General features: G+C 47.6%; 15 protein-coding genes. All 15 read right to left on the bottom strand.

The annotated features are described in order from the left end of the window. Positions 1 to 433: 433 nt before the first annotated feature. The 15 genes from T363_RS0112245 to T363_RS0112315 all read right to left on the bottom strand — a co-directional run bounded on the left by T363_RS0112245 (position 434) and on the right by T363_RS0112315 (position 14,382). Entirely contained in the window at positions 434 to 1,324 is an 891-nt protein-coding gene (locus T363_RS0112245; RefSeq protein WP_031476255.1) for a PfkB family carbohydrate kinase, read from the bottom strand. Between the two features lie 16 nt (positions 1,325 to 1,340). Next, the gene (locus tag T363_RS0112250; protein ID WP_031476257.1) at positions 1,341 to 2,033 is read right to left on the bottom strand and encodes an MgtC/SapB family protein; all 693 of its coding nucleotides are present in this window, start codon (positions 2,031 to 2,033) and stop codon (positions 1,341 to 1,343) included. 11 nt (positions 2,034 to 2,044) lie between these two features. Continuing rightward, on the bottom strand, positions 2,045 to 2,767 hold the full coding sequence (locus tag T363_RS0112255) for an MgtC/SapB family protein (protein ID WP_031476259.1): 723 nt from the start codon (positions 2,765 to 2,767) through the stop codon (positions 2,045 to 2,047). A 150-nt stretch (positions 2,768 to 2,917) separates the two neighbouring features. Then, positions 2,918 to 4,411 (bottom strand): tripartite tricarboxylate transporter permease, encoded by a 1,494-nt coding sequence (locus T363_RS0112260; RefSeq protein ID WP_034972366.1) that lies wholly within the window; start codon positions 4,409 to 4,411, stop codon positions 2,918 to 2,920. 18 nt (positions 4,412 to 4,429) lie between these two features. Beyond that, complete coding sequence (locus T363_RS0112265; RefSeq protein ID WP_031476263.1) at positions 4,430 to 4,894, bottom strand: tripartite tricarboxylate transporter TctB family protein; 465 nt, start codon at positions 4,892 to 4,894, stop codon at positions 4,430 to 4,432. 63 nt (positions 4,895 to 4,957) lie between these two features. Next, on the bottom strand, positions 4,958 to 5,962 hold the full coding sequence (locus tag T363_RS0112270) for a Bug family tripartite tricarboxylate transporter substrate binding protein (protein WP_031476265.1): 1,005 nt from the start codon (positions 5,960 to 5,962) through the stop codon (positions 4,958 to 4,960). Between the two features lie 28 nt (positions 5,963 to 5,990). Further along, positions 5,991 to 6,968, bottom strand: a complete 978-nt coding sequence (locus T363_RS0112275) for a ComEC/Rec2 family competence protein (protein WP_051643265.1) — start codon at positions 6,966 to 6,968, stop codon at positions 5,991 to 5,993. A gap of 60 nt (positions 6,969 to 7,028) precedes the next feature. Then, positions 7,029 to 8,024 carry a LacI family DNA-binding transcriptional regulator gene (locus tag T363_RS0112280; protein ID WP_031476269.1) on the bottom strand — a complete coding sequence of 332 codons (996 nt, stop codon included), beginning with the start codon at positions 8,022 to 8,024 and terminating at the stop codon, positions 7,029 to 7,031. A 156-nt stretch (positions 8,025 to 8,180) separates the two neighbouring features. Next, entirely contained in the window at positions 8,181 to 8,321 is a 141-nt protein-coding gene (locus T363_RS16105) for a hypothetical protein (protein ID WP_161645967.1), read from the bottom strand. Between the two features lie 411 nt (positions 8,322 to 8,732). Continuing rightward, a complete protein-coding gene (locus T363_RS0112285; RefSeq protein WP_051643266.1) occupies positions 8,733 to 9,572 on the bottom strand; it encodes a Fic family protein in 840 nt (279 codons plus the stop codon). A gap of 535 nt (positions 9,573 to 10,107) precedes the next feature. Beyond that, a complete protein-coding gene (locus T363_RS0112295; RefSeq protein WP_031476273.1) occupies positions 10,108 to 10,410 on the bottom strand; it encodes a hypothetical protein in 303 nt (100 codons plus the stop codon). Further along, a complete protein-coding gene (locus T363_RS0112300; RefSeq protein ID WP_031476275.1) occupies positions 10,407 to 10,766 on the bottom strand; it encodes a hypothetical protein in 360 nt (119 codons plus the stop codon). The genes T363_RS0112295 and T363_RS0112300 overlap by 4 nt, the downstream gene beginning before the upstream one ends. Positions 10,767 to 11,609: 843 nt before the next feature. Continuing rightward, positions 11,610 to 13,022: a hypothetical protein gene (locus T363_RS0112305; protein WP_031476277.1), complete on the bottom strand. Its 1,413-nt coding sequence runs from the start codon at positions 13,020 to 13,022 to the stop codon at positions 11,610 to 11,612. Further along, on the bottom strand, positions 12,991 to 13,512 hold the full coding sequence (locus tag T363_RS0112310; RefSeq protein ID WP_031476279.1) for a hypothetical protein: 522 nt from the start codon (positions 13,510 to 13,512) through the stop codon (positions 12,991 to 12,993). Before T363_RS0112310 ends, T363_RS0112305 begins: the two co-directional genes overlap by 32 nt. A 51-nt stretch (positions 13,513 to 13,563) precedes the next feature. Beyond that, positions 13,564 to 14,382 (bottom strand): GNAT family N-acetyltransferase, encoded by an 819-nt coding sequence (locus T363_RS0112315; RefSeq protein WP_031476281.1) that lies wholly within the window; start codon positions 14,380 to 14,382, stop codon positions 13,564 to 13,566. Between the last annotated feature and the right edge of the window lie 712 nt (positions 14,383 to 15,094).

Genomic DNA, 15,094 nt, shown 5'->3' on the forward strand with positions numbered 1-15,094 from the left:
CAGTTAAAAACCGGAGAGGCGCCGCTGGCGCGACGCCTCTCCACTTAGAACTCAATATTTCCTACCAGGGGCTCTTTTTTGTACTGTCCGCACAATCTGGGGCAGTTCAGTTCAGTTCAAATCCTCGGGTTTTTATTTGCCCAAATATACACGCCGCGGCTCGACTGCGATTTTGTCCCTTGAAAATAATCACCTATTTGGCTACCAACAAAAACGAACGTATATTCTTTTTTATAAGTGACCGCCTGTTCCCTTGAATTATAGGCTGTTAATAAAGAATCATTGTTCGTTTTTATGTTTTTGAAGCATAGCAAGGCGACAGATGCGTAAACCATCTGTCGCCCCACACTAAATTTTGCGGTATTTCCTTTGTGCCCCGATTCAAGTGCGATGCAATGCTTCCAAATTATACAAACGGCAAACAACATTCAGCTTATACGTTTGGATAAAACAGACGCATATATTCTTCTACATCAGCCCGTGTCCCGCGAAACGGTCCGGGTGTTTCCATTTTTAGAGATACCAGCGCTGTGCAGTACTGCAAGGCGTGCTCTACATCCAAATGCTGCCGCGCTGCAATATATCCTGCAAATGCCGTATCACCACGGCCGGTACGTCCAGACAGATTACGCGCTTTAATCGGGCAAGTGTAAATTTGCTTCCCGTCATAGGCCAAAACTTCGGTATTATGGGTGATAACAACTTCTTTTGCTCCCCAATCGTGCAGCATCCGAGCTGCCTCTGCCCGATCTGTCAAACCGGTTAATATTTCGGCCTCTGCCGCATCTGTTTTGAAATAATCAATAAACGGAAGGCATTGTTTTTTTTCTGCCCAGTCGTGAAAGGCCATTGTTTTATCTGCTTCCACATGGCGCAGCATGCACTGTACATCCAAGCCTACCTTACCTCGCTCCGCTGCCTGACGGAGTACATCGTTGTCAAAATCTCCGTAAACCAGCCCCGCAAAATGGTACACATCAGTATCAATATGGGAGAACTCTTCAAATCGAAACGGGTCACATACCCCCATGGAAGTGCAGCTCCGCTTCTCTTTATCTGCCGTAAAATACTGGTTGCGGATAGAGCAGGTCGAATGCGAGGATGCCCAGTACAGGTCAGCCTCTGCTTCTGCAAAGCGCGCCTGTACATCTACCTCTTCCGGATTCATTTTGCAGAAAATTGCCGTTTTGACGCCGCTGCCTGCTGCTGCGTAACCAGATGCCACAACAGCTCCGCCTATCTCCTTCCGTTCATTGCCCAAATAATCAATATTATGGTCGATCGAAACCGGGCCAATTACCAACATATCATATTTCTTTGTCATCAATTATCCCTCATTTTCACAATTCTTTCACAGAAACCACACCGTCTGCGGCAGCAACTACCGGAAGAAGCATTTCTATTTTGCACTTTTTGTGCAGCCGCAATGTAAATATGGCACAGGCATTATGCTTATCTCCGGATGTGTGCCTTGCAATTTCCATATGCAGCGCTTTTACGCCTCTTTCGTGGCACAGATCCAATACACGATCGATGGTTTCCCGACTGCTATACTCCAAATACAAATTGATTTCCGGCGATTTTTCCAATAGCCAATATTCCAGCCGCGAAAATACAAGCTCTGCCGCCAACACAAAAACGGTAACGCATAGGCCGCCTTCATAAAAACCACCGCCAAGCGCCAATCCTGCAATTGCAGCCGCCCACAGACCCGCTGCCGTTGTCAGGCCTTTCACCCGCTGCCGTCCTGTCACGATGATGGTTCCTGCGCCGATGAAACCAATACCAGCTACAACCTGTGCACCCATTCGTGTCATATCTGTATAAAAATGCAGATTAAGGTACAGGTACTGGCTCGTCATAGTTGTCATTGCCGCTCCAAGGCAAATCAATATGTGTGTACGAAATCCTGCTGGACGACGTTTGTACTCACGCTCCAAACCAATCAGTCCACCGCATAACACTGCCAAAAACAGGCGAACCATTACCGAAGCTAGAGTCACCTCACGCAAACCGTCAAAAATAGATAACATGGCTGCAACTCCTATATTTCATCCATTTTACACACACCGTCCAGATCTGCCAGTGCAGCGAGTACCTGCGTATGCTGTTGTTTATGATTCAGGCGAAGCGACAGCACCGCATTGGGATAGGATGTCTGCGCGCCTCTGGCGCGCTCCACATCAATTTCAAGAATCTGCATATCTTGTTCCTTTATCCAATGTAGGATCGATCCCATCTGCTCAACTGCCTCAAACTCCATATATACATTGATAAATCTTCCATTTTCAATCAATATATTTTCAATAAATGGCAGAATACGCATACAAACAAAAATTAAACCAAATGCCAGAAAAACAGCTTCATAAAATCCCGCGCCCACTGCAAGTCCCACGCAGGCCGATGCCCACAGGCCTGCCGCTGTCGTTAACCCTGTAACTTGCTGCCTGCCTGTAACCAGAATAGTTCCCGCGCCCAAAAAACCAATGCCATTGATCACCTGGGCGCCGATACGCGAAATATCCGTACGCTGGCCGATCGCATCGACCACCGCTGTCCAGCGAGTGGAAAGCATCACACTCTCATACTGCCCCAGCAGTATCGTCATGGCGGCACCCAAGCTGACCAGCATATAGGTGCGAAAGCCTGCCGGCCGCCGCTTGCGGCCACGTTCCAGCCCAATCAGGCCGCCAGTGCACATGGCAAGCACCAGCCGAAAAATCAATGATCCCATATTCAGCTCACGCAAACCGGCAAAATACTCCACTTTTTCCTCCTTTCCTGCGAATATCCTTACATTTTATCGCATATCACGGTGCACTGATATAAAAAAGCGGCGGCTGCACTATCGCAGATGTCCGCCGTTTTTTATACTAATATACGCAGCACTACTGCGTCCATGCCGTATCAGTACCAATTACATGCGCGCTTTTACCTTATCCTTATGATTGCGCCAAGCAAACAAGGCCAGCGAACCGACTGCAACAGCCAAAAACAGCAAGCTAATCGGTCGTGTTACAAATATGCTCAGGCTTCCATCGGAAAGCAACATTGCACGGCGGAAATTGTCCTCCGCAAGCGGCCCCAGCACAATGCCAAGCAGCACAGGAACCAACTGGAAATCCATGCGGCGCAGGAAGTACGCAATAATACCAAAAATCAAAATGATATAGATATCATACAACCGGTTATTCGTAGAATACGAGCCGGCAATGCAGAACGTGAGCACAATGCAGGAAAGGATCTCATACGGAATCCGCGTGATGTGCGCGTACAGCCGGGTGAACACGCGGCCAATCAAATACATGAACACATTGACCACGATTAAGCCGATCATAATTGCATACAGGATGTTTCCCTGCTCCTTAAACAGCATCGGGCCGGGTACCATGCCATGAATCATAAATGCACCCATCAGAATTGCTGTGGCGCCATCTCCGGGCACGCCTAATGTCAGCATAGGAATCATGGTTGCACCACAGGCGCCGTTGTTAGCTGACTCAGATGCTGCAACGCCCTCAATTTCACCCTCGCCGAATGTTTCCGGATGCTTGGAGGACTGCTTGGTCTGATTATACGAAATGAAAGCAGCCAAACCACCACCAGTGCCCGGTGTTGCGCCGATGATAATACCGATCAAAGATCCCAACGCAATGGGTTTGCGACAACGGCGATACTCCTCGCGTGTGATCTTATCCTTTGTGATCGAGGATACGCTGACCTGCTTATGATCTGTTTTGGGGTTATACTGCGATTTCATCATAATTTCCGAAATTGCAAATAAACCAATCAGAGCAATAATCAAATCAATGCCGCTCATCAGGTTAATATTTCCAAATGTAAAGCGGCTCGAACCGCTGATGGTATCCATACCCACAGTGGAAACAAAAATGCCGATGCACGCACCGATCAGACCCTTGAAAATGCTCTTGTTGGATACACCCGCTATAACGGACAGACCAAATACGGCCAGTGCCAGATATTCTGCCGGTCCGAACAGCAGCGTGATTTTGGCAATCTGCGGCGCCAAAAACAGCAGCGCAAACGCACTGAGCAGGCCGCCCACCGTGGATGCAAACAGCGCCATGGATAATGCCTTATATGCCTGTCCTTTACGCGCCATGGGGTAGCCGTCAAAAAGGGTGGCTGCATTAGCCGATGTGCCCGGTGTGTTGATCAAAATCGCTGTAATAGAGCCGCCGTAGGTACCGCCGCAATAGATGGCCAACAGCATCAGAATTGCCATTGTGGGTTCCATGCCATAGGTCAACGGAATGCAGAGGATGATACCCAGATCAGATGTCAGCCCCGGAATAGCACCTACAACAATGCCCAGCGCCAGGCCAATCGGAATGATGAGGAAGTTCTGCCACTGCAGCAGGACGCTCAGTCCCTCTAAAAATAGATCCACAAAAATCCCCCTTCCCTATTACGGCAGCGAAATCCGGAGTACAACACCGAATACATAATAAACAATGCCTACCATAGCCAGCGGTATCACATAGTAATACCATTTGCGGGCTCCGTAAAAAAGCAGGATTGCAACCACCAAAATCGCAGTAGAAATAATAAAACCGAGAAACGTAACCAATACGCAGTAAGCCAGCAGCATAACGGCAAAAATTACAGACCGCATCTCCCGCTTAAACCCATCTGAGTGGAAGCTTTCCTTTGTAATGACCAGCTCTTTTTTTTCATTAAAAAAGATTCCCTGTATCAGCAGACCTGCTGAAAAGATCAACATACCGCCAATTGCAATGCGGGGAAAGGTTTGTGCGTTAATTGCCGTCTTTTCAAGCGTCTGAATCTGCGATGGGATCAGCAGCCACAGTACCGTGGCTGCGATAACAAATACTGCGCCGGCGATGATCTCTGCGTTATATTTAATTTTCATAACCGACCACCTCATTTTGAGTGGCGCAACGTCCGGAGAGAGCAGACGCTGCGCCTTTGCTATTTACTGAATCAGCGGAATATATTCTTTCATTGCTTCGGTCTGCTCTTCGATCATGGTCTTGATCTCATCTTCTGTTGCAGCCCACGCCTTCATATCCATTTCGCTCATCGCCTTCTGGAACTCTTCATCGGCATAAACATCCTGGATAAACTTGGTCAAAATCTGCTTATGCTCTTCCGGTACGCTCGAGCGCACTGCGAAGTAGTCCATACCAGTGAATTCCACATCAATGCCCTGCTCCTTAAAGGAAGGAATGTGGCCAATACCCTCTACGTCAACGCCCTCCGGAATGAAGGTGCCAAGGCAGTTAAGCTCACCGTTCGCCACGTAGTCGCGGTATACCGGAGGCGAACCAATGGCAACATCCACATGCCCGCCGACCAGTGCATTGATTGCATCCTGACCGCCGTCATACGGAATGGCTTCCGCCGGAATGTCCAGCATCTTAAACAGCACCGCGATCATCGTGTAGCTGTCATTACCCGGACCACCCGTTGTTGCATACTTAATGGTGTTGCCTGCAGCCGCATAGGCCTTCAGATCATCAATCGTCTTCAGATTGCTCTTGGAATTGGTCAGCACAACAAATTCCGTAATACGCATACCAATCAAAGGCGTAATATCATCCAAGGTATAGCTGACGTTCTGGAAGCTCGGCGTCAAAGAGAACAGCGGGCCATTGGCAACAACCATGCTGTAGCCATCGTCCTTCTCCTGCAGCGCGGCATTCATCGCAATCGTTCCTGCGCCGCCGGTTTTGTTTTCTACAATCACCGGAACGCCCAGATATTTTTCACCATAAGCCGCTACCTGTCTGGCGATCGTATCCGGACCGCCGCCAAGGCTCCATGGCATGATGATTGTCACCTGCTTGCTGGGGAAATTCTCCTCCGCACCGCTCCCTGCCGACTGCTGTCCGCCATCGGCAGGCTGTTTGCTGCACGCTGCCATGCTGAGCGCCAGCACACCGGCCGTCATTGCCGCCAATAGTCGTTTACCCTTCATTTCTTTTCCTCCATTCTCAACTTCTGTATCAAAGTTTTATAAACTCCGGATGAAGATTGCCGGAATCTACAACAAGTGTAATCGCCTGAAACCCGTCAGGCTGCGAAAAATAGGGTGGATAGTTCCGCTCATCTGTAAATAAGAATTGCGGCGGGTTTTCTGGCTGCATTGCTGCCAACCGCTCATATACCATCGGGTTTGCACTGCCGTACCGCCGGTCGGAAGATGCTGTTGTCACCACGGCCTTCAGCGGCATACACTGCATGATTTGTTCTGAAATTGCATCACCCTGTCCATGATGGGGCAATTTGAGAACGGTTACATTTTTGAGTAAATCAATTGGTAGCTCGTCCCATTCCCGCGGGCAATTATCCGCAGCTGCTAACAAGGCCATCTCCGGCATTTCAAATTTGATTAGAAAGCTGGTTTGATTTGATGTTGCATCCAATTCACCCAGAATCCTCGCAACCTCCTGCCCGTCATCGCTTTGAAATACCTGCTCAATTCTTTGCATATATACCTGAATCGCTGTTTGCTTTGGTCCCAGCACATGGGCAGTCATCTGTCCGCCCATATCGATGATATCTCCCGGCTGCAGCATTTGCACTGCGCAGTCGGTATCAACTATGCGCTGCAGCATTCTGGTATAGGCATTCAATGCTGCCGTATATAACGGCACACTGCGTGGTACATCTGTACCGACTTTCAACATGTGCCCCTGTAAAAACGGCTTCACCGGGTATGGCACATATATTCGATCCACCGTTACCTGCTCTAAAACGGCCTCTAACCCGCAGACATGGTCTTCATGAATGTGTGAAATAAAAATATCATGCAAATGCGTAATATTTTTTTTCTGAAAATAGGTTGCTGCACGGATACGAAATGCGCTTTGTGCAAACTCTTCCGGCAAGCTGCCCCCGCCATCAAGTAATGCCGTGTAACCGTTCGATCCTTCAAACAGAATTGCATCCCCATACCCTACGTTGATAAATGTGATGCGCATCGCCTCACCCCTTTGCGATTCCTGTATTATTTCCCATATCTATACGGTCAGCAGCGTGTTCTATGTGGAACTGCGCACTATGAGCTGTGTTGATGTTTCAATCAAACGCTCCTCCAATGGATGCCCTGCAATCAGATCAAACAACTTTTCGGCTGCTAACTTGCCCATCAGTTGCTTGTCAATCTTCACAGTTGTCAATTCCGGCTCAATAACACGGCTAATATAGCTGTCATCGAATCCGATAATCGCCAAATCCTGCGGCACCCGCAGACCTGCCCGGATAACTGCCTTGACCGCACCAATTGCGATGGTATCATTCGTGCAAAACAGCGCAGTCGGACGATCTTCTATCTGCAAAAGCGAAGCTACATATTGCTCTGCAGCTTCCATCGTCGGTTCAATATCCTGCACAAAACGCATATCCACCGGCAAATGATACTTCTTCAGCACGCTGATATAACCGTTATAGCGCGCCGCATATATCTGCGGAGAAAAAAGACCGGCCAAAAGCCCTATTTTCCTATGCCCACGTTCGACCAAATGCTCTACCGCTTGAACTGCACCATCAAAATGATTGGCCGTGATACAGAGCAAACCCTCCATATCGATATGGTTATTCAACAAAACCAACGGGATATGCTGCTTACGGTAACTCAAGATGGCTTGCGTATCGGTTTGACCTGCCAAAATCACGCCATCCATATGTTTTTTCATATAAACTTCGCCATTCGGCAGCCGCATATCATGATCTGTTGAGATCGATAAGCTATAACCACGCTTGATGCCTTCCTGAAGGATCACATCCAGAATCGGAGAATAAAACGGATTTAATATTGCAGGATATTGTTTTTCATGTATGACAAATGCGATACTTTCCGTATGCTTGGTTACCATTGCCCGTGCGATTACATTCGGGGTGTAATTTAAAGCCTTTGCTGCGGCATAAATCTTATCCCTTGCTTTTTCACTGACACGATCCGGCGCTGCATAAGCACGCGACACCGTTGCCTTGGAATATCCGGACAACTTCGCTACATCAATAATCGTTGCGTCCACTTGACACCTCAAATGTAAACGTTCTCATAACAACTAATAATAAAAATCCCAGCTTATTCTTTCCTCTTTCCTGAGATTGCTTTTATCATATTCCTGTTTTTTCATAATGTCAACTTTATCTGAGCAATTATCTTACTTTCTACATCTTACATAAATTTATCGTTTCATTTTTTCTTCTTTCTTTTTGTTATTTTGTGTTATCCTACAATTTTCTTTATATTTTTTATATATAATGCCGTACATACTTGCAGCCATACTTAAAAGCACTGGAAAAAAACATTTCATGATTTCGTTCACCCAAGACACCACCGTTGAAGGGCTGATTTTCTTGCAGATTGCGCGAACTTTAACTGCCAATTCCTGACTTCGTTAGAAGGCAACCATTCAAAAAAGCCAAAATAAAACCAGCAATCATAGGTAGAATGATACCAGAGCGAATGATATTCATATCTGGTTCTCACCCCTCAAAACAACTTTACACTGTGCTCTCTCGAGATTTCTTCCAACACTTTCCGAAGAAAATCCCTCAGTATCCACCTCTATCCTTCTCTCTTCTCATAGTTTTTCTTAAATTAACATTTCCCAGTAATTCGTTTTCTCCCCCATCTGCCGGATGCCAAACGCAGAAGCAAAGCAGCCGAACCGTTCACGTTTTTAGGGCAGACAAAAAGACGGATCTCCGTTTGTCAGAAACCCGCCTTGCAAAAATTAGATTTTCTCGTCTGCATTGTACGCAACGCGCAATTCGCTGTTGTTAAGCGCGTGATCTGCGCCGAAAAGGAACATATCGAAAAACTGCTCTAAATACTTGGTTGTCGCTTGGATGCCGTTTGGAAGATCGACATAGTTTGCACGCACCAGCGCATTGCGGAAGAACACCGAATGCTTCGCAAAGGCATTGAGATGGATTTGGAATCCCAAACCACGCAGATATCGGATCAACATTACCGCCAGAGATCGGGTATTCCCCTCATCAAACGGATGGATCTGCCAGATATCCGCTGCGAATTTTGCGATATGGCGATTGGTTGCAGCGGCCGACCGTCCCGCATAGGAGAATTGCTTTTCCATCTCAAAGTCATAACTAAGCAACCGACGGACACTTTGCGAACTGGCGTAATTCGCGGTCTCGCCTTGTAAAATCCATTCGTCCCGAGATACATCCGTATCTCGTATCTGTCCCGCGCAGTCGAAAACACCTGCGAATAGCCGACGATGGATCGCCTGCCATTCGAGCGGGGAGATCCCAGGCGCATCCTCGCTCAAAACCTGTACGATCCGGGCAGAGGTGACATCCGCCTCTCGCGTTGCAAAATCCGCTGCGGATTCCGCATTGCCGCTGTAATACTCCTGAAGCCGCTTCTGCACCCCATCAATATCAAGTGTCCCTCCGATATGTGCCCTTGCTGCTTCAAGCAGAAAATCTGATACTGCAATTTCTTTTACCGCCTGCAGTCCAATCGCAGTCTGCCAAAAACCAACTTTGTCGTTGCTATCCGTATCGCCCACCGCTAAGGAAAGCTGCCAATCCAGTTGTTGCTCCTCCATATACCTCTCGCCTTTCTCCCCTATTTTCAACTATTTTACATTTTCTAAATCAGTGCGTCAAGCGCTTTGCATGAAAATTTTCACAAAAGATATGGGTTTATCAAACATATTGGGCAAAACTGCAGCCGTAACCCGGGAACAGCGGTGGAATACGGACATACTGTGCTATCAGACCCGCCAATCACTCAAACCGGGGAGAGATTACCCCGGGACAGGGGGTGACATCGGTTTTTCTGATATCATCCAGAGGAAGCATTTCACATATCAGCAAGTGGTTTGAGGAAATAAACCACTTTGCACTGCTCGTCTACCCGGTTAGGACACGACCCTTTCAAGGTCGAAAAGCCGGTTCGAACTCGGCGCGGATCACCAATATGGTGCCATCGTCTAAATGGTAAGGACACCAGCCTCTCAAGCTGGAAATGCGGGTTCGAATCCAACCTGCCCACCAAAACACCGCAGGCCCAAGGTATATCGCTAACGGGACAGCGGTGTTTTTTGTTTCAAGGCAGATATCCTGTCAACTCCCTCGAACCTAATGGGATGTCGCTTCCTTGTTTCTGCTTTGAAATATGTACGCAATCGCCTCTGCCGGACTCTGAACCAGTTTTTCCGCTTCCGGCGTAGCTTCAGAATGCTCATATGATTTAACTTTCGTCGGTCGCACGGTGTAATCGAATCGCCAGACAGTGTTGCGGGTCTCGATGATTGCATCAGAACCGGAAAATCGAACCGGCAGCTCAACGATATCACAGACATCTCGTATCATATCTGCCATCACGCGATTACGTCGCGCGGAAATCTCGTCATATGCAGCAGAGTACTGGTCTCGTTTCATTGCAGCTCTCTCCCCTTCCCCGCCACAGCATCACCCCAGAGCATCCGGTGCATCTGTGCCCGGTCATGCCGCATGATGTACTGCATTGCTGCCATGGCATCATGCAGATCAGCGTCTTGAAGATGATATGCTGACTGTGTGAACGAAGCCATTACCAACTCATCCGGCATATCCTCCGTATAGTAATTCCGATGAAACAAAGAAATGTGTCCCCCGCTATCCGGCAAGATATCAAAATACCACTGGCCTGTGATCGTAGTCACGTAGGCACGAAGATGCTCAATATGCAGGAAGATATGGTAGGTGTCGTAGAAATCTTGCACCGCTTGACGGAGCGCAGCGTGATCATCCACCATTGCGTTTCGCCACCGCTTCTGGGAGTGGGCACGTGATTGGAAATCAGCAAAACGCGCATATATTGTTCCGTTGCGCATTTATAATCACTCTGAGCAAAGTGTCAAGCCAACATCAGAGAACTTAGGTAGGAAGAATAGTTTTTCGGTTGGAATGCCCTGACGGCAAGGTGAATATTTGCAATGGCAAACGCGCTTGGCTGCATCGCACGCATATCGGATATGGGGATCATTCCATGCCGTATGGAACATTTGGCTTCTAACGAATCACGCATCCGGCTTTTGTATTCCTGTGCGGCTTGCGGCAGACATTTCTCGCAAACACAATACCACTTCTTGGGAAACGCAGGGCGCCCGCCGAGCGCAATGCCATCCGGCAGCGTATCCAGCACAGGACAGGACACAGCATGGATCGTATGGGCGGATTTATCGGAGATATATTTGATGTCGGAATCAGATCGGATCTCTCGTCGAAGTTTTGAATCGGCCTTTCTGCCATTTTTCGACCTTCTCCCTCTCGGCTCTTCATTTGACATTGTAGCACAGTTGATTAAAAATGCCCAGAAAAAAACAGACAGGTGCTTGACCTGCCTGTCCTGCTGAAGACGTAAAGAATTGTTGCGAAAACTAACATAGGAAGTTATTCCACAAGAGCATTCTCTCTTTCTAAATACTTGAGAATACCTTATATATCATAACCAAAAAACATTGTAAAGAATGTGATATGTGTGAAAACTACTGCATATAAATGCAATCGTCACAACTGTTATGATTTATCCTATCATTTGGTTGTTGTCACAAAATGCCGTCATCCTATTATACAAGGGGATTTGCAAAAAAGGCTAATCAAGGCTTAGTTGCAGCAATGTCTTTAGCAGTATCCTTGGTCATGCGGTATTGCTCCGCAAATGTTTCATCTTCTTCCTGATATCCCATGTGCCGCAGCACTTGATAGGCCACCTCAGGTCTGAGCCCCATTGATTCCGCATATTGAACCGCACACCGATAGGTCAGGCTGTCTGGTGGACAGTCTTCCAGAGAGGTATGTATACTGATGTACGCATTGGAACGGGCCATATCTTCGATCTCATTCGTATTGATGGACAAATCGCCACGGAAGCACAAATCATCACCGACGGATACTGTATTCTGTGTGAAATCACCATCCAAGCATGTGCTAGGATATCCGGAAATGACCAGTGAGATAGCACGCAGGTAGAGTAGCTGCTCCTCTGGAATACGAGCAGTTAAGGATGGAGACTGCCCATAAACTTCCATAAGCGCCTGCCAATAACTGTAAAATCTTCCGATCTCGCTTTGCTGCACCATAAGCCCCTCTGGCGTTAATGCAGTTTTCAGTTGTGCCCGTACTTGCTCGAAATCCGTGTGGAATCGTTCAAAGCATAGTTCAAAATGCTGATAAACCCGATCAAGCACTTGCTCATAATTAGCATTGGTAATATCCTTTGTCTTATCCATCTTGCACAACGTTTCAATGTCATCTAGCATTTGCGCAGCCTGCTCAAGCTCGGCATTCAGAAATGATGAGTCGGAAAACATTTCCACATTCTGTGCTCCTCGCGCGATCATAATGTCGCGTGTACTTAACTGCTTCTGGACAATATCTGGCCAGCTACTTTTCTCCCGCTGGTTGGCATAGGCAAAAAATGCTTTGGATGCGCGCGTGACAGATTCTTTGTTTGCTGCTGGAACTCTTCGATATTCATTTTTCATAGTCGTGCGCTCTGAGGTTGACATATCCTTCATCAGTGGTTGTTCTACACCAAATTTTGCACGATAGGCTTCTTTTTCCTGTGCAATGCATGCATCACGTTCCTCTATAGTCAACTGGTGGCTTTCACGTGTTCGATAATACTCCAAATCAGATGCCTCTGTCATCTGGCGAGCTTCTAAAATATCCCGCATACAGCGATGCTGCTTTTCAATTTTTCGATATGTTCCAGAGAAATTAAAATACCGCACCCCTCGCATTGCACCATTATCATCATAATTGATATTCAGGTTGCGCAAGTTGCAGGCGCAAGTCAAATACTTGTCGAAAGCCGGGAACTGATCCAAAAGCAGTGAGCATCGCGCACGCATTTCATTATCAAGTTCATTCCACTGATCGCGATGCTGCTCCCGAAAGTCCCAGAGCTTTTTCAACGTGTCATGCTGCTGCAGCGCTTTTATTAAATCGATTGTTTTACTTGTATTGACAAAATCCCTATCCTCCAAGCAGGTGTGATCGAGCTTCATTTGACTTACTGCTACCAGATCGAGTGGCGCCCCATTTGCGTTTTCTGGTTGGAAAAAAATCCTTGGCTTGTTCCATTAAGTTTAACATATCGGGTGCAGCCTCTTGGGGTGGGATTTGGAACATTCGTGCGGCGGATTGCTGTTTTTTTCTTGCCGCATTCTGATTTGCTTTGCGCGCCCGTTCCTCTCTCAGCATCGCTTTTTTGCGTTCGCGCGCAGACATGTTTATATATGGATCAGGTGAGATTTCAGCAGTCTGCTGTATCGGTGTCAACTGCACTACATGCCGCATGCGAGCGGCATGCAGGCGCTGTATACTCTTCGTTGCGTACCGGTTCTGCTGCCTGTGTTCATACTGTTGCGTTGGCTGTTCGCCCTGCATTAGTTGCTGTGTTGTCTGCTCAGTCTGCATTTGAGTTTCAATTATCTGATGTTCCGTTTGCTGTTGCATCATCTGTTCGCATGCCGTGACTGGAGTATCTTTTCCCATATTGCACCTCTCATATAGATCGTTTGACTGCTGTCCTGCATAATGCCATTTTTACAACCAGTATTCTGCCGTAATTCCGCGTTGGCGTAATACATTAGGCAGAATCTTATCGACCAACATGCTGGCTGTTGATGAAACGGTTATAAGGTTTACAACGGTATCTCCGGGATATAACGCCTTCGCCACTTGTGCCGCGTGCAGTAGCAAAACAGCTGCTGCACGCGGTGCGTCAGGGGCAGCATACAAAAAAGATAAATACAACTCGTCCACCAGTTGCTCGGCGAGCAGGAGCCCAGCAATCTCCCCCCGATTCAGCACAGCAAACGAAAGTGCTTTCTGGTAATCTGATGCCTGCACAGGCTGTGGGATTGGCAACGCCTCCCTTAACACCGCACGCGTATTAAACCGGTGCAGCACCTCTCTGGGTACTTCAGACAGTTGAATAACACTTTCTTGCCCAATTCGGCTATCTCCCAGTAGCTTTTTAGGAATAGCAGAAAGTGGAAAGCTACAAACAGTATCTTGTTTTTCGCCAATCACAAATCCCACTGTGCGAAACAGGGATGCGATAGCAGACACTGTTCCGTATAAATGGGCTCGCACACATGGAATCCCCCCTGCCTGCCGGGCATCCAGCAGAAGAGCACGCAACATCTGTCGCCCAATGCCTTTGTGCCGCCACGCATCCGCCACACAGATTTGATCAATTTCAAGCCCAGCATCTCCTACAGATGCCACTAGTGCGCCGACTGCTGTACCATTGGATTCATCCACTGCACCATAGATGACCTGATTAGATTTTTCGGACAGTTCACCGCAAAATGGCGCAAACCACGTATACTGCTCTTGCGTAACAAAAATGACTTGCACTATATCACCTCGCGCTACTATTTATATCTCTCAAAGCAAGATAAACGCGACGCTTCTTAATCTTGCATTCAGTCCTCATGTGGCTGAAGCCCCGTACTTCAGTGCGAGAAGAGCGTCACGCGCACCTAATATGTTAATTTTATTATACACGACCTTCCGCATGGGACGAAGTGCAGTTTACGCTGAAAACCTGCATTTTACGATGTGGCATGGGTGTCCCCACAATCCACAATGTGAATGCTGAATGAACGAGATACTGCAGTGCTGAAGTGCACTTGCAAAATACATAAAAGAACAGACAGGTACTTGACCTGTCTGTTCTGCTGGGGACAAAAAGAAAGAAGAAACACTGCGAAAACCAATCATTCGCCAGAATTAGTGTAGCCTGAAACTATTGAAGTAAGCGTCAAATAGGACGGCGAATTGAAAGTGGACGCAGAGTGTGCCAGAATATGAGAGGAACTCACCGAGACTCACAGTGAGTCTCGGTGAGTTTTTAGCACAAGGCGTAACAGTCACCGAAAGTTACCGGCAGTGCGGGTGAGCAAGAGGGTTCAGGAGGCACACAGATGAGCAAGGAATTAACCATACAGACATTAGGCCAGCGACAGCGGCTGCTGGAATGGAGTCAGAAAGTAGCAGAGTGCAGAAGCAGCGGAATGTCAGTAAAACGGTGGTGCAGTGAAAACGGAACCACCCCAAAGACCTATTA

This window comes from Agathobaculum desmolans ATCC 43058, assembly GCF_000701665.1.
Lineage (GTDB): Bacteria > Bacillota > Clostridia > Oscillospirales > Butyricicoccaceae > Agathobaculum > Agathobaculum desmolans.